The sequence below is a fragment of the Cryobacterium sp. Y11 genome, assembly GCF_002929535.1.
Lineage (GTDB): Bacteria > Actinomycetota > Actinomycetes > Actinomycetales > Microbacteriaceae > Cryobacterium.
In genome coordinates, this window is record NZ_PJJO01000061.1 from 13,757 (window position 1) to 29,851 (window position 16,095).

Sequence of the window (16,095 nt, forward strand, 5' to 3'; positions counted from 1 at the left end):
GATGACCGTGCTGCGCCAATTAGGTGCTCTCCCCGACCTCGTCTGTTCCGAGTGCGCCGTGATCTACCCGGTCGGCAGCCTGGCTTGGCGGTGCACCTGCGGGGGCCTTCTCGACGTGGCCGAGTTTGCCATGAAAGTGGATGCCGCGGCGCTGCTCGGCCGCGCCGCCTCGCTCTGGCGCTATGCCGAGGCACTGCCGATAGCGGTTGACCCGACGATCACATTGGGGGAGGGGTTCTCGCCGCTCGTGCCCTCCCGGGCATTGCCAAACGTGCAGCTTAAACTCGACTTTCTACTGCCGACGCTCTCGTTCAAAGACCGTGGCGCCGTCGTGCTCGCAACCCTCGCCAAGCGGCTCGGCGTTGAGAACGCCATGGTCGACAGCAGCGGAAATGCGGGCACCGCAATGGCCGCGTACTTCGGGCGGGCCGGCATCGGCTGCACGGTGTATGTTCCCGAATCCACTTCGCCCGGCAAGCTCGCGCAGATGCGCGCGCACGGCGCGAACGTTGTCCTGGTACCCGGTTCGCGCGCGGATACCTCAGCGGCGGCCCTCAAAGCGGCGGGCCAACCCGGCGTCATGTATGCGAGCCACGTCTACCAGCCGTATTTTCTGCACGGCGTGAAAACCTACGGCTACGAGCTCTGGGAGCAGCGCGGGCGCTCGCTGCCAGAGACGGTCGTGGTTCCGGTCGGCAACGGCACGCTGTTGCTCGGCTGTTACCTGGCCTTTGATGAGCTGGTCGCCGCTGGTCTCGCCGAGCGGATGCCGCGAATCGTCGCGGTGCAGGCATCCGCTTGTTCGCCGCTCGAACAGGCGATGGCTCAGGGACTTGAGGCGCCGGTGGCCGTTGACGGCGGCGCCACCATCGCTGAGGGCATCGCCATTGCTTCGCCACCGCGCGGAAAACAGATCCTGCGGGCTGTGCGCGCTACCGGCGGCACGATCGTCTCCGTCACCGACCAACAGACCGCGGCCGCTCGCCAAGAACTCGCCGACGAGGGACTCTTTGTCGAACCGACGTCCGCCGTGTGTTTCGCCGCCGTGCGCGCCGCCGTCGACCAGACGTTCGACGGCGCCAGCCCCACCTGGGCGGTGGCGGCGAGCCTGCTCATGGCCAACTCGGTGGTCGTGCCCCTCTGCGGCGCGGGCCTAAAGTCGCCCAGCTGATGTCAGACTTAGCAATGCTCGAAAGCGACGATGACCTCATTTGTCCCGCGTGCGGTGCCCAGATGATTGAGGACGGCGTCGATACCGCCGACGGTCTCGAATCTTGCCATCGATGTCCCTCTTGTCGGCTGGTCATCGTCGTGCCCGGTCTCCTGCCGGAGTAGCCCCGTTCCCGGCGTATAACTTTTCAATTGCAGAAGAATCTCATTTCTTCTGCACGACCTTCCCGAGAAGACCGGTTGTTTTTGCGCCAACCTTGATTTCAGCAGCCGATAACGGCCCGCCGAGTCAGGAGTCCTGGCTCAGCCCACGTCACTCGTCGAAGGAAAACACATGACGCTCTATCAGGAAGATACCGAGGCCATCGAAGCTCTCAAGCAGGGTTACGGAACGAGCTGGGATGCCATCAACCCCGAATCCGTCGCCCGGATGCGCGCCCAGAACCGCTTCAAGACCGGCCTCGAGATTGCGCAGTACACGGCCGACATCATGCGCACAGACATGGCGGAGTACGACGCTGACTCCTCGATCTACACCCAGTCCCTTGGCGTCTGGCACGGCTTTATCGGCCAGCAGAAAATGATCTCGATCAAGAAGCACCTGAAGACAACCAATAAGCGCTACCTGTACCTCTCCGGTTGGATGGTTGCAGCGCTGCGTAGCGAGTTCGGTCCGCTCCCCGACCAGTCCATGCACGAGAAGACGGCCGTTCCCGCGCTGGTCGAGGAGCTCTACACCTTCCTCCGTCAGGCCGATGCCCGCGAGCTGGACCTTCTCTTCACGGCGTTGGACAACGCCCGCCTGGCCGGTGACGACCAGGCGGCCGCCGCGCTCCTGGGTCAGATTGACGCCTTTGAGACCCACATTGTGCCGATCATCGCCGACATTGACGCCGGTTTTGGTAACCCTGAAGCTACCTATCTTCTGGCCAAGAAGATGATCGAGGCCGGCGCCTGCGCCATCCAGATCGAGAATCAGGTGTCGGACGAGAAGCAGTGCGGTCACCAGGACGGCAAAGTCACTGTTCCGCACGAAGACTTCATCGCCAAGATCAACGCCGTTCGGTACGCCTTCCTCGAACTCGGCATTGAGAACGGCATCATCGTGTCCCGCACCGACTCGCTCGGTGCTGGCCTCACGCAGAAGCTCGCCGTGACCTACCAGAGCGGCGACCTGGGCGACCAGTACAACTCCTTCCTCGACGTGGACGAGATTACCGAAGCGGAGCTCGGCAACGGCGATGTAATCATCAAGCGGGGCGGCAAGCTGCTTCGCCCGAAGCGCCTGGCCAGCAACCTGTTTCAGTTCCGCGCCGGAACCGGTGAGGCCCGCTGCGTGCTCGACAGCATCACGTCGCTCAAGAATGGTGCCGACCTGCTCTGGATCGAGACCGAGAAGCCGCACATCGGCCAGATCGCCGGCATGATGAACGAGGTTCGCAAGGTTATCCCGAACGCCAAGCTGGTCTACAACAACAGTCCGTCGTTCAACTGGACCCTGAACTTTCGCCAGCAAATGTTCGACACGCTGGTCGAGGAGGGCGCGGACGTGTCGGCCTATGACCGCGCCAAGCTCATGAGCGTCGTCTACGACGAGACCGAGCTGGCTCAGCGTGCCGACGAGAAGATCCGCACCTTCCAGCGCGACGCATCGGCCGAGGCGGGCATCTTTCACCACCTCATCACCCTGCCGACGTATCACACGACAGCGCTCTCGACGGATGACCTGGCCAAGGGCTACTTCGCCGACCAGGGCATGCTTGCCTACGTCAAGGGCGTGCAGCGCCGGGAGATTCGCGAGGGAATCGCCACGGTCAAGCACCAGAACATGTCCGGATCCGACCTGGGTGATAACCACAAGGAGTACTTCGCGGGCGAAGCCGCGCTGAAGGCCGGCGGCAAGAACAACACCATGAACCAGTTCGAGGAACCGGCGTTGAGCAGCCACTAGCCCGCACTGCACGACACAGCCCCAGTCGGCCGACTGGGGCTGTGTCGTGCAACGGTCCTTTTGATAAAAATGAAAGGAGTACTCTAAAAGAAAAGCCCGTAACCGCCGAACAGGAGACACCATGACCGCCGAACCGATCACCATTGCTGCAGGCCCGTCCGCACACGAGCACGCGTCCACCGCCGAGAACGCCGCAGCGACCTGCAACTGCGGCCATGACGCGAGCGAAGCGATCGTTCTCGATAGCCGAACCATTCCGCACGCTGTGCGCCACGCCGCAATTTTCGGTGCCTTGGATGCTATCCAGCCCGGCATCTCGCTCGACCTGGTCGCGTCACACAACCCGCTGCCGCTGCTCGCGACACTGCAGCGTAATCAGCCCGACGCCTTCACGATCAGCTATCTACAAGAGGGTCCCGAGGTCTGGACCCTGCGCCTGACGCGTAACGCGTAACGGTTCAAACTCGGCAACTGCAAGGAACCACCGTGAAACCCAGCCTCAAACGCCGGCTGTGGCACCAGATCACCGGCATGCTCGTTCCCACCTGGCTGATCCTCGGAATTGTCAGCGTCATCCTCTATCGAGAATCGTCGTTCGGGCCGTGGCTGATGGTTCATCTGCTGCTGCTCGGCGCACTGTCGACGGCGGTTTTGGTGTGGAGCCAGCACTTTGCTGACAGTCTGCTCAAGAATGCCGCGCCGGGCGGCCGGTACTGGCTCGGCGTTCGGCTGACCGTTCACACGATCGGGGCAGCGTTGGTGCTGATCGGCATCACTCAGGCCTGGTGGCCCGTGGTGCTGGTCGGCGGAATCCTGGTCGGGACGAACGCCATCGTGCATGCCGCGATTCTGATCGGTCAGATGCGCGGCGCCCTTCCAGCCCGGTTCGCCCCCTTGGTGCGCTATTACATTGCCGCCGCCGGATGCCTCGTGGTCGGCGTGATTCTCGGCATCGTGATGGCGCACCCCGGCAGTTCCCTCGGGCTCTACGAACGCCTCTACATTGCCCACATCGGGCTGAACCTGCTCGGCTGGGTGGGGCTGACCGTGATCGGAACGGTCCCGCTGCTGCTGCCGACCGTGCTGCACGCCCGAGTAAAGTTGACGCCGAAGGCGGCCGCGCGACGAACCCTGCCCATATTGCTCTCGGGCCTGACCGTTCTGGGCGCCGGGGCCTACGCTGACTCGCGCCTCATCACGGCGGCCGGGGTACTGATTTATTTGGTCGGGCTCGTTCCCGTGCTGATCGAGCTTGCCGGCCATCTGCGGCGCTCACCCGCCGTCAGCTACGCCGGGTGGAGCATTACCGCGGCCCTGTGCTGGTTCGCGCTGTGCGCGGTCGGATTCGCCGTAGCCGTCGCGATCGCTCCCAATTGGGCGGATGCCGCGGCTAGCCTGGAAGGGCTGGTCCCGTATTTCGCGGTGGGCTTTGGCGCCCAGATCATGATCGGTGCGTTGAGCTTTTTGATTCCGGTGGTGCTCGGTGGCGGGCCGCGCGCGGCCAAGGCCACCGCGCAGGAGCTCGACCGGGCTGGCCTGTTTCGGGTGACCGTGGTCAACGGCGCCCTGCTGCTGATGCTGCTTCCGCTGGCTGAATTCGCCACCGGCGCGCTCGCCGCGGTTGTTCTGGCTACACTCGCCTGCTTTATCGTGCTGATGGTGCGGGGGCTGCGCATCAATCGCCAGACTCGCACGCCGCCGGGCGCCGGGCTCCCTCCGCTGGCCCGCGACACCGACGCGGAGCCTTCAGCACTGTCATATTCTCGCGGTGGAATATTCGTAGCGGCCGCAACCACTCTCGCGCTGACGCTCGCCATCGGTGTGACCCTTGATCCGTCGGTGAGCCTCGCCAGTGGTGGGTGGTTTACCGGTCACACGACAACCGTTGATGTCACGATGATCGACACCCGATTCAGCCCCGCCTCGATTGACGTTCCAGTCGGCGATGTTCTGGTCATTAGCTTGAGCAATGCCGACGGCATGCTGCACGACCTCGTACTCGACAACGGAGTCGACTCCGGGTCGGTCGAACCGGGCGGGGCGACCACCGTTGACGTTGGTGTGATCGACGCCGATCTGACCGGCTGGTGTTCCCTCGGTGGTCACCGCATGCTCGGAATGGTGTTGACGGTGAACGCGGTTGGCGCGGCTCCGGCGAGTAGTGGCGACTCCGCAGCGATGGACCATGGCGAGATGAATGGTGAACCCGAAAGTAGCTGGGCTGCGGGGGACATTGATGTGATGGCTGAGCCGGGGAACGGATTTGTCGCACGCGATGCGGCGGTGGCGCCGGCGGCATCCGCTACCGTGCACGAGAGCACGATGACCGTCAGCAATGTCGAAACGGAGGTTGCCCCGGGCGTCACCCAAATGCTGTGGACCTATAACGGCACGGCGCCCGGGCCCGTGCTGCGTGGCACGGTCGGTGATGTGTTTGAGATCACCTTCGTCAACGAGGGAACGGTTGGCCATTCACTCGACTTTCACGCCGGATCGCTCGCGCCAGACAAGGCGATGCAGACCATCGACCCCGGGGAGAGCCTGATATACCGATTCACCGCGACTCGATCGGGAATCTGGCTGTACCACTGCTCAACAATGCCGATGGCGGCTCATATTGCCAACGGTATGTTCGGCGCGGTCATCATTGACCCGGCCGGTTTGCCGGTGGTTGACCGGGAATACCTGCTGATCCAGTCGGAGTTCTACCTGGGCCAGCAGGGCGGGGAAGTCGACACGGCAAAGGTGCAGACGCAGCTGCCGGACCTGGTGACCTTCAACGGCTACGCGAACCAGTATGTGCATGCGCCGCTGACGGCACGCGTCGGCGACAAGGTTCGCATCTGGGTGCTCGATGCCGGACCGAACACGAGCAGCTCGTTTCACGTCGTCGGCGGCCAGTTCGACACCGTCTTCGCCGAGGGCGACTATCGGTTGAAGGACGGCGGCAGCACCGGAACCGGCGGATCACAGGCCCTCTCATTGCTGCCAGCACAGGGCGGCTTCGTCGAGATTACCTTTCCCGAAGCCGGTAGCTACCCCTTCGTGAGCCACATCATGTCCGATGCCGAAAAGGGGGCCCAGGGCGTGTTCCTGGTTACCGACTGACGTTCAAATGCTGCGGATCATGTCTTGAGGGCCTTCTCGGGCGAAGGTGCCGACGTACTCTCGATGTCGTTGGTCGGTGCGATGGCGAGGATGAGGAGGACGCCGGCGATGACCGCCAGTCCGACCCATCCGGCTGTTGTGAGTTGCTCGCCGACGATGAGCACGGCAAGGATGGTGGCGATCGCGGGTTCCGTGAGTGTGATCGTGGTGGCAGTGCTGGCCGAGACGCGAGTGAGGCCGAAGCCGAACAGAAGGTAGCCGAGAAACATTGGAATGATTGCCATGTATACGGCAACGCTGAATGCCTGAGCGGATGCGAGCAGGGGGGCGCCGGTGACGATGAGCACGGGCAACAGGAGCACACCGCCGAGCCCGAACACGGAGCCCATGGATGCTGCGCGGCTGATGCCTCGGTTCATCAGGCGACGCGCTGCCCAGGAGTAGGTGGCATAGGTTGCCCCGGCGATGAGGCCGAGTGCGATACCGGCCATGGTCTGACCGGTCGATTCGGCGGCATCCGTCATCGTGGACAGACACAGCAGCGTGCTGCCAATGATTCCGAGGCCTGCAGCCAGGGCCCACCAGCGGCTCAGCGGTTTGCGTTCGAGCAGGAGTTCGAGCAGGCCAGAGGCGAGGGGCGCGGAGGCGAGCGACACCACGGACCCGATCGCGACGCCCGCCAAGTGCATAGCGCTGTAGAAGGCGAGGGGATAGATCATGACGGCGACCGCCCCGAGAATGACCAGCCGCAGATTGGCGCGCACGGCGGGCAGGGCGGCGCGCAGCCCGGGAATCGCGATGACGGCCTGCAGAATTCCACCGATACCGAGAGCTGCCGAGCCGATCGCGAGCGGGCCCGCGCCCGGCGCGAATGTCGCCGCGGTTCCGGTTGTGCCCCACAGGATGGACGTCGCGGTGATCGCTCCGATTCCAGCGAGGCGATGCCGATTCACAGCGCGTCCCGACAGCCCGGCTCGAACCCCGCGAGGAGTGTCAGTCGCCTAAATTTTGACAAAGCGGCCGATCTCAACGGTTTCGCCAAGATTTGGGTTGGTCCCGAGCAAGCGGATGAGCCCGGTCTTTCGCGGGTTCTGGAACGAGCGCTCAGGTTCGTCATCCATCTCGGCGAACAGCTCAAAGCGCCGCCCGAGTGCGTGCTCGTCCACCCAACGGAGCACCTCGGTGATGTCCTCGACGCCGGTCAGTGCGTACGCATCCAGTGCCCAGGCCTGCCCGGATCGCTGCCAAAAGTTCACGCGGTAGCACGGTGATTCGACGCAGTCACGTGGCTCCGCATGGACCGTTTCGATTGGGCGCATGCTCGCCAGCCTATTAGTTGACGTTGGCGTCGTACATCCCGACAAATGTCAGGTGTGCCCCCAGGCAGATTCGAACTGCCGCCCCTGCCTCCGGAGGGCAGTGCTCTATCCCCTGAGCTATGGGGGCCAGGGTGGTTCAAGGTTAGCATCATGACTGGCCACCAAGAACCGTGCTAGCCGAGGTGTCCGAGCACCGCACTCATGAGGCCCTCGGCGGCCCCGGGCTCGTTGAAGAAGGCCGGCGAGCTCAGCGTGACCCAGTACGTTCCGGTGAACACCTGCGCCTGCCCGCTGGCGCCGAGGTAGGCGAAGAAGCCGTCGACGGTCGGCGGGGTTCCGTAGGTGGGCACGGCCTGGCTGGCGGCATCCGCTTGCTGCTTGAGCGTGGTCATCAAGACGTCGTTGGGTGCCACTACCGAGAGTTCGATGAGTTCACCGCTGGACTGGTTCGAGTATCCGCAGGTCAGTCCGTTGTAGGTCGCAGCGGTCTCGGCCAGACTGCCAGTGGTCGGCGAATAGGCGGCCGCGGTGCCGTAGTTCGGATTGAAATCGTAGACATCCTGCAGGGTGAGCAGCTCATCGCAGCCCTGTGCGATAGGGGAGCCGGTCGCCTCCGGCGTCGGGGTGGGCGACGACGATGGTGCTGCGCTCTCGGTCGGCTCAGCGGATAACGTGCTGGTCGCGGTCGCCGAGTTCGTCGGCGTCGACGTTGGCTCGTTGGCTGGGGCGCAGCCACTCACAACAAGGGCGAACAGCGCGCCACCGGCGAGCACCAGGCCGGCCCGACGCCGTGCGGAGCGAGGAGCAGTACGGGTAGATGAGGGGTAGACGCGTGTATCAGTCACGCGTTGACCTTACCAACATGAGGGGCCGGTACGATTGTTCAGTGACTCCTGCCGAACTCTCCCAGTCCCTTTTTGATCTCATCCAGGGCGTCAGCGAACGCCGACGCGGGGCCGACGCTGGCACAGGGATGGTCGTACCGAACCTCGGACTCACCCTCGCCGACGTCGCCGTCGAACGCCCACGTAACCGTGATCACGGTGACTGGGCCTCGAGTATCGCGCTCAAGATCGCCAAGCCCCTCGGCGCCAACCCACGTGAAATCGCCGCGGAGCTGGCGGCCGGTCTCGAGCAGCTGAGCGATGTCGCATCCGTTGAAATCGCCGGTCCCGGCTTCATCAATATTCGTCTAGAAGCTGCGGCAGCCGGCGCACTGGCGCAAACCATCGTCAACCTGGGCGACGGGTACGGCACCGGCCACCTCTACGACGGTCTCAAGATCAACCTCGAATTCGTCTCGGCCAACCCCACCGGCCCGATCCACATGGGCGGAGTGCGCTGGGCCGCTGTCGGTGACAGCCTGGCTCGCGTGCTGGTGGCCCAGGGCGCCGCCGTGACCCGGGAGTACTACTTCAACGACCACGGTTCGCAGATCGACCGCTTCGCCCGCAGCGTGCTCGCCAGCTACCTCGGCGAACCCACCCCCGAAGACGGCTACGGCGGAGCGTACATCGGAGAAATAGCCGCCAACGTGCTCGCCAGGTACGACGGCGACGTCGCCGCCCTGCCGCGCGAGGAGCAGCAAGAAGTGTTCCGCTCGATCGGCGTCGACCTCATGTTTACCGAGATCAAAGACAAACTGCACGGCTTCGGCGTGGACTTCGACGTGTACTTTCACGAAGACTCCCTGCACGAGTCCGGCGCCGTCAACCGCGCCATCGACCGCCTGCGCGAACAGGGGCACATCTTCGAAGCGGATGGCGCCATCTGGTTGCGCACGACCACCTTCGGTGACGATCGTGACCGGGTGATCATCCGCTCGAACGGCGAACCGGCCTACATCTCCGGTGACCTCGGCTACTACCTCGACAAGCGCGAACGCGGATTCGACCAGTGTCTGATCATGCTCGGCGCCGACCACCACGGCTACGTCGGCCGCATGATGGCAATGGTCTCCGCCTTCGGCGACAAGCCCGGCGTGAACCTGCAGATTCTGATCGGCCAGATGGTCAACCTGCTAAAAGACGGCGAACCGGTGCGCATGTCCAAGCGGAACGGCACCATTGTTACCCTCGACGACCTCGTCGACGCCGTCGGTGTCGACGCCGGCCGCTACGCCCTGGTGCGCTCGAACAGCGACTCACAGCTCGATATCGACCTCGACCTGCTCGGCAAACGCACCAACGACAACCCCGTCTTCTACGTGCAGTATGCTCACGCCCGCACCTGCTCGGTCGCCCGCAACGCTCTTGCGAGCGGCGTCGAGCGCTCAGTGTTCGCCCCGGAACTGCTCGTGCACGACAGTGAATCCGCGCTACTGGGCGTGCTGCAGGAATTTCCCCGGGTCGTCGCCCAGGCCGCCGAACTGCGCGAGCCCCACCGCGTGGCCCGCTACATCGAAGAGGTTGCCGGCTACTACCACCGCTGGTACGACAACTGCCGGGTCATCCCGCTCGGCGACGAACCCGTTACCGACCTGCACCGCACCCGCCTTTGGCTGAACGACGCAACCGGCCAGGTGATCCGCAACGGCCTCGGCCTGCTCGGCGTCACCGCGCCGGAGCGCATGTGACGATGGCCAGGAAGAAACGTCGCGGCCTCGTACCGCTCATTATTCTCGGCTCCCTCGCCGTTCTGCTTGTCGTCGCGTTCTTTCTGGTCGACAGCGGGCTGCGTTCGTTCGCGGAAGACCGCGCCGAAGCCGAAATTAGCCAGCGGATGCCTTCTTCCGTCACCGGCGACGTCACCGTCACCGTCGGCGGTACCTCGGTGATCGCCCAGTTCATTGCCGGCAATTTCGAGCAGGTGGAACTGACCGCGCCGAAGCTCACCGTTGACGGCGTGCCGGCATCCGTTCATGTCATTGCGCGCGACGTGTCGACCAACACGGCCAAGGCCATCGGCTCGCTCAGCGCGACGCTTGACGTTGACCAGGCCGCACTGAACCAGCTCGTGGTGGCCTCCGGCAACGCCCCCGCAGACGTTGTGATGACGCTCGGGGACGAGACGGTGACGTACACCGGCACGGTGAAGTTATTCGAGTTCAATGTCGGCTACAGCGCAACGGCCACTGCCAGCGCCGCCGGTGACACGTTGAATTTCACGCCGACCGAAGCCACCGTCACCAGCGGCGTCGGTGACATCGACGCAACACCGCTGGTGAATCTCATACTTCAGCAGGCGCCGATCGGCGTCTGCGTTGCAAGCTACCTGCCGGCGGGCGTCGAGCTGAGCGGCGTTGACATTTCGCCAGAGCGGGCACGCGTTACGCTGGAGTCGAGCACTCTTATGCTCACCGTGCAGTCGCTGACCACCCTCGGCAGCTGCGCCGGCTAATTCGAACCGCCACCATCTGCGGCGGTAGAATGATGTCAGGCACGCCCTTCTGTCGGGCAGGCCCATTTTCCGGCTTCAGGGACCAATCCGGGTTCGCTCGCTGAGATTCCCCTTCGACTCTCGTGAGGTAGTTCCTGTGACACGTGATCCCCTAGAACGCACGCCCAATCCGTTGGCGCCCGACTGGCTGCGCGTACCCGCCGACGCCAACGCGCTCGCTCCCGGTCTCTGGCCACGCGAGGCTATCCGCACGGGCAGCGGCGATCTCAGTATCGGCGGGGTGCGCGCCTCAGCCCTCGCCGCCGAATTCGGCACTCCTCTCTATGTCATCGACGAAGCGGATGCTCGCGCTCGCGCAGCCGAGCTGCTCACCGTGTTCCAGGCCGAGTTCGCCCGCATCGGCACCAGCGCCACGGTGTACTACGCCGGCAAGGCATTTCTCTCCACCGAGATCGTGCGCTGGGTCACCGCAGCCGGCCTCAACATTGACGTCTGCAGCGGCGGTGAACTCGCCGTCGCGCTGGCCGGCGGTGCCGACCCCGCGCGGCTTGGCTTTCACGGCAATAACAAGTCACTCGCCGAACTCGACCAGGCCACCCGGGTCGGTGTCGGCACGATCGTGATCGACAGTGAGATCGAAATCGGGCGCGTTGCCGAAGCCGCGGCGCGCAACGGTCGGGTGCAAAACGTGCGCCTGCGCGTGAACAGCGGCGTGCACGCGCACACCCACGATTTTCTGGCGACCTCACACGAAGACCAGAAATTCGGCATCGTGCTCACCGACGCGCCGCGGCTGGTCGCGCTCATTCGCGCCGAAGCCGCGCTCAACTTCGTTGGCCTGCACTGCCACATCGGCTCCCAGATCTTCGGTGCAGACGGATTCGCCGAGTCGGCAGCCCGGCTGCTCGACGTGCACGCCACCTTGCTTAGAGACGGCCCGGTGCCCGAGCTGAACCTCGGCGGCGGTTTCGGCATCGCATACACCAGCGCCGACGAACCCACCCCAATTCGAGAGCTCGCCGTTGCCCTGGCCGATATCGTCGCCGCCGAATGTGCGCGACTCAACATCCCGCTTCCGGTCGTCGCGTTCGAACCCGGCCGCGTCATCATCGGTCGCGCCGGCGTGAGCCTGTATCGCGTCGGCACCACCAAGGCCGTCGACGTGTCCGGCACTGAGCGCCTCTATGTCAGCGTCGATGGCGGCATGAGCGACAACGTGCGCCCGGCACTCTACGGCGCCGACTATGCGGTGCGTATTGCCGATCGGGTGTCTTCGGCCGAGCCTGCGCTCGTGCGCATCGCCGGTAAGCACTGCGAGAGTGGTGACATCGTCGTCGACGCCGATTACCTGCCCGGCGATGTCGCCCCCGGCGACCTGCTGGCCGTGCCAGCCACCGGCGCCTACTGCTGGGCACTCTCCAGCAACTACAACTATCAGGGCCGCGCGCCCGTCGTTGCCGTATTCAATGGAACGGCGCGTGTGCTCATACGAGGCGAAACGATTGCCGACCTGCTCGCGCGGGACACCGGGGCACAGCAGCCTTTTATCGGAGGAGAATCTTGAAGATCGAATACCGCAACCTGCGCGTCGCGCTGCTCGGTGGTGGTATTGTTGGCGCCCAGGTGGCCCGGATGCTACTGGAACAGGGCCCGGAACTGGCCAATCGGGTCGGCGCCACCCTCGAACTGGTCGGCATCGCGGTTCGCGACCTCGAGGCCGAACGCACCGTCGACCTGCCGCGCGAATTATTCACGACCGACGCCGAAGAACTCATTCTCGGCGCCGACATCGTGATTGAACTGATGGGTGGCATTGAGCCGGCTCGCAGCCACATTCTGCTCGCAATCAGCAGTGGAGCGGATGTCGTCACCGCCAATAAGGCGCTCATCGCACTGCACGGCCCCGAGCTGTTCAGTGCAGCCGACCAGGTCGGTGCGCAGATCAACTATGAGGCCGCAGTGGCCGGGGCCATTCCCATTGTGCGTCCGCTCCGCGAAAGCCTCGCCGGTGACCAGGTGCAACGCATCCTCGGCATCGTCAATGGCACCACAAACTTCATTCTTGACCGGATGGATACCCAAGGGTCCAGTCTCGAAGACGCGCTGGCCGAGGCTACGGCGCTCGGTTACGCCGAGGCGGATCCGACCGCAGACATTGGTGGCTATGACGCGGCGCAAAAGGCGGCTATCTTGGCGAGTCTGGCCTTTCACACGACGGTGCCGTTGGCATCCGTTTACCGGGAGGGCATCACCTCGATCACATCAGCGCAGATCGAATCGGCCCGCAAGGCCGGCTATGTCGTGAAGCTACTCGCGATTTGTGAACGGGTCACCGATGAGAACGGTGTGGATGGCGTTTCGGCGCGGGTCTACCCGGCGATGGTGCCGCGCAGTCATCCGCTTGCCGCGGTGCACGGCGCGAACAATGCCGTCTTCGTCGAGGCCGAAGCGGCGGGCAGCCTCATGTTCTACGGCGCCGGAGCCGGGGGAGTTGAAACGGCCTCGGCCGTGCTCGGCGACGTTGTCTCGATCGCGCGGCGCCATGTTGCTGGCGGACCAGGAGTTGCCGCGTCGAGCCACGCCGCCCTACCTGTGTTTGACATTGGCCGAGTCACCACCCGCTATGCCGTGACCCTCGAAGTCACCGACGAGCCCGGCGTGCTCGCGACCATCGCGAGCGTGTTCGGCCAGCGCAAGGTGTCTCTGGCACTCGTGGAGCAGTCCATGACGCCGGCGGTGATGGCGACGAAGAGTCGTGCAGCACGCTCGGCCACGGCTACCCTAGTAATAGGAACCCACGACGCAACGGAGGCCGCACTCGCCGCCACCGTGCATGACCTGGCCACCAACAGCGTTGTCACCGAAGTTGCATCCGTACTGAGAGTTGAAGGAGTCTGATGTTCAGCCCAAGCAAGACCAGTCCCGGCCAGACGAATACCGGCACAATTGTCAGCCGTCAGTGGCGCGGAGTATTGAACGAGTACTCCGATCGGCTGAACATCTCTGCCGCAACCCCCATCATCACACTCGGCGAGGGTGGTACGCCGCTCATTCCCGCCGCAGCGCTCTCCGCACGCACCGGAGCCAAGGTCTGGATCAAGTTCGAGGGCATGAACCCGACAGGGTCGTTCAAGGACCGCGGCATGACCATGGCCATTTCCAAAGCCATGGAAGACGGCGCGAAGGCCGTCATTTGTGCCTCGACCGGAAACACCAGTGCATCCGCCGCCGCGTACGCCACCCACGCCGGCATTACGGCCGCCGTGCTGGTGCCAGAGGGCAAGATCGCCATGGGCAAGCTCAGCCAGGCCGTGGCACACAACGCACAGCTGTTGCAGGTGCAGGGCAACTTCGATGACTGCCTCGATATTGCGCGTGACCTCGCCACCAACTACCCGGTGCACCTGGTCAACTCGGTCAACCCCGACCGCATCGAGGGCCAGAAGACCGCGGCCTTCGAGGTCGTCGAGGTGCTCGGCGACGCCCCCGACTTTCAGTTCGTTCCGGTGGGCAACGCGGGCAACTACACCGCCTATTTTCGTGGCTACAGTGAAGAGGTCGCCCGCGGCGCCACCACGAAGCTGCCGCGCATGTTCGGCTTCCAGGCCTCCGGCAGCGCCCCGATCGTGCTCGGCCACCGCGTCGAACAACCAGACACCATCGCGAGCGCCATCCGCATCGGTAACCCGGCGTCCTGGGATCTCGCGCTGAGCGCACGCGAGCAGAGCGACGGTTACTTCGGCGCGATTACCGACGAGAAGATTCTCGAAGCCCACCGCATCCTCTCGGCTGAGGTTGGAATTTTCGTGGAACCGGCATCCGCTATCGGCGTCGCCGGTCTTCTTGAGCGGGCAGAGGCGGGTTTCATTCCGAAGGGCTCGACCGTCGTGATCACCGTCACCGGCCATGGCCTGAAGGATCCGCAGTGGGCGCTGCGCACCGCGGATGGTTCCGACGTCGTGCCGACCATTGTTCCGGTAGACACCGCCGAAATCGCCAGTGTGCTCGGCTTGGGCAAGGCATGACCGCTCCTGTCTCGTTGATGGGGCGTGCCGTCTCGGTGCAGGTTCCGGCCACTACGGCCAACCTTGGTCCCGGCTTCGATACGCTCGGCCTCGCGCTGGCCAAGTATGACCAGCTCGAGGTCACGGTGCGCAGTGCTCCCGGCGTGTTTGTCGAGGTACACGGCGTCGGTGCTGGTGAGGTACCCACCGACGAGAGCAACCTTGTCGTGCGGGCCATCATGCACACCTTTAAAGCGGTCGGCCAGCCCCTGCCCGGGCTCAACATCGTCGCGCACAACGTCATCCCGCACGGGCGCGGGCTCGGTTCCTCCGGCGCGGCCATCGTATCGGGCATCATGGCGGCCAAGGGGCTACTCGAGGGCATCGTCGACATCGACGCCGAGCAGCTGCTCGTGCTCGCCACCGAGATGGAGGGCCACCCCGACAACGTCGCGCCAGCCCTGTTTGGTTGTCTGACCATCGCCTGGACTACCCCAGAGGGTCCGCGGCACAAGAAGCTTATGGTGCACCGCGGCGTCAAGCCGCTCGTCTTTGTGCCGGAGCAGGAGATGTCGACAGCGCTCGCGCGCAGCCTGCAGCCGGCTTCGGTTCCGCACGAAGATGCCGTCTTCAATGTGTCGCGCTCGGCACTGCTGATCGCAGCGCTCATCCAGAGCCCGGAGCTGCTCCTCGCTGCAACCGAGGACAAGCTGCACCAGAGCTATCGTGCCGCAGCGATGCCCGAAACAAACAAGCTCATCACCCTGCTGCGCGCTGCCGGTTTCGCCGCCGTTGTGTCCGGTGCCGGGCCATCCATTCTCGTGCTCGCGAGCGATCCCGGTCAGCGCCTGGTCGCTGCAGAACTCGTGGCGAAGCACTCGGATACCCCGTGGCGGGCGCTCATGCTTGCCGTTGATGTGCAGGGCGCTACCGTGCAGCCGCTCGTCCAGCAGAGCGCGGCTTAACCAGCCCGCTCGTGGCGGGCCGGGTGCCGGGGGAGTGCTATGGTTATTGTGCACCCGATAGAAACCGCTCAACGCGACATCTTCTCCGGTGCATTCCCTGTACCTCACTGCTTTTGCGATTTTTTGCGTAGCGGTGGGTGTTTACACCAATCCCCTCCATTGTCGGATTGGATCACCCGCAGCGCATTCTCGCTGCATACATCTCTCCTGACCTGAATTTTTGTTCGGCAGGGGAAAGG

13 protein-coding genes and 1 tRNA gene are annotated in these 16,095 nt (G+C 64.3%); 10 read left to right on the forward strand and 4 right to left on the reverse strand.

The features are described 5' to 3' along the window. Position 1: 1 nt before the first annotated feature. From CXY75_RS16760 to CXY75_RS16775, 4 genes are all read left to right on the forward strand, one after another. Positions 2 to 1,171, forward strand: a complete 1,170-nt coding sequence (locus CXY75_RS16760) for a threonine synthase (RefSeq protein WP_104083948.1) — start codon at positions 2 to 4, stop codon at positions 1,169 to 1,171. A 333-nt stretch (positions 1,172 to 1,504) separates the two neighbouring features. Further along, positions 1,505 to 3,121, forward strand: a complete 1,617-nt coding sequence (locus CXY75_RS16765; protein ID WP_104083949.1) for an isocitrate lyase — start codon at positions 1,505 to 1,507, stop codon at positions 3,119 to 3,121. 121 nt (positions 3,122 to 3,242) lie between these two features. After that, the gene (locus tag CXY75_RS16770; RefSeq protein ID WP_104083950.1) at positions 3,243 to 3,575 is read left to right on the forward strand and encodes a DUF2249 domain-containing protein; all 333 of its coding nucleotides are present in this window, start codon (positions 3,243 to 3,245) and stop codon (positions 3,573 to 3,575) included. A gap of 32 nt (positions 3,576 to 3,607) precedes the next feature. Further along, complete coding sequence (locus CXY75_RS16775) at positions 3,608 to 6,229, forward strand: multicopper oxidase domain-containing protein (RefSeq protein WP_233201986.1); 2,622 nt, start codon at positions 3,608 to 3,610, stop codon at positions 6,227 to 6,229. Between the two features lie 17 nt (positions 6,230 to 6,246). Here the strand turns inward: CXY75_RS16775 and CXY75_RS16780 are convergent, their stop codons facing one another. The 4 genes from CXY75_RS16780 to CXY75_RS16795 form a co-directional block, all read right to left on the reverse strand. Next, positions 6,247 to 7,182, reverse strand: a complete 936-nt coding sequence (locus CXY75_RS16780) for a DMT family transporter (protein ID WP_104083951.1) — start codon at positions 7,180 to 7,182, stop codon at positions 6,247 to 6,249. Between the two features lie 48 nt (positions 7,183 to 7,230). Beyond that, positions 7,231 to 7,548 (reverse strand): hypothetical protein, encoded by a 318-nt coding sequence (locus tag CXY75_RS16785; protein WP_199182493.1) that lies wholly within the window; start codon positions 7,546 to 7,548, stop codon positions 7,231 to 7,233. Positions 7,549 to 7,603: 55 nt separating this feature from the next. After that, positions 7,604 to 7,675 (reverse strand) — tRNA-Arg (locus tag CXY75_RS16790). Positions 7,676 to 7,721: 46 nt separating this feature from the next. Next, positions 7,722 to 8,393: an iron ABC transporter ATP-binding protein gene (locus CXY75_RS16795; protein WP_146069521.1), complete on the reverse strand. Its 672-nt coding sequence runs from the start codon at positions 8,391 to 8,393 to the stop codon at positions 7,722 to 7,724. Positions 8,394 to 8,434: 41 nt separating this feature from the next. Between CXY75_RS16795 and argS the strand changes: the two genes are divergently transcribed. The 6 genes from argS (at position 8,435) to thrB (ending at position 15,856) form a co-directional block, all read left to right on the forward strand. Further along, complete coding sequence (argS, locus tag CXY75_RS16800) at positions 8,435 to 10,123, forward strand: arginine--tRNA ligase (protein ID WP_104083953.1); 1,689 nt, start codon at positions 8,435 to 8,437, stop codon at positions 10,121 to 10,123. A gap of 2 nt (positions 10,124 to 10,125) precedes the next feature. After that, on the forward strand, positions 10,126 to 10,887 hold the full coding sequence (locus tag CXY75_RS16805) for a DUF2993 domain-containing protein (protein ID WP_104083954.1): 762 nt from the start codon (positions 10,126 to 10,128) through the stop codon (positions 10,885 to 10,887). 136 nt (positions 10,888 to 11,023) lie between these two features. Next, on the forward strand, positions 11,024 to 12,451 hold the full coding sequence (lysA, locus tag CXY75_RS16810; protein ID WP_104083955.1) for a diaminopimelate decarboxylase: 1,428 nt from the start codon (positions 11,024 to 11,026) through the stop codon (positions 12,449 to 12,451). Further along, a complete protein-coding gene (locus tag CXY75_RS16815) occupies positions 12,448 to 13,785 on the forward strand; it encodes a homoserine dehydrogenase (RefSeq protein WP_233201987.1) in 1,338 nt (445 codons plus the stop codon). Before lysA ends, CXY75_RS16815 begins: the two co-directional genes overlap by 4 nt. Then, complete coding sequence (thrC, locus tag CXY75_RS16820) at positions 13,785 to 14,912, forward strand: threonine synthase (protein ID WP_104083956.1); 1,128 nt, start codon at positions 13,785 to 13,787, stop codon at positions 14,910 to 14,912. Before CXY75_RS16815 ends, thrC begins: the two co-directional genes overlap by 1 nt. Continuing rightward, complete coding sequence (gene thrB, locus CXY75_RS16825) at positions 14,909 to 15,856, forward strand: homoserine kinase (RefSeq protein ID WP_104083957.1); 948 nt, start codon at positions 14,909 to 14,911, stop codon at positions 15,854 to 15,856. The genes thrC and thrB overlap by 4 nt, the downstream gene beginning before the upstream one ends. Positions 15,857 to 16,095: the final 239 nt, after the last annotated feature.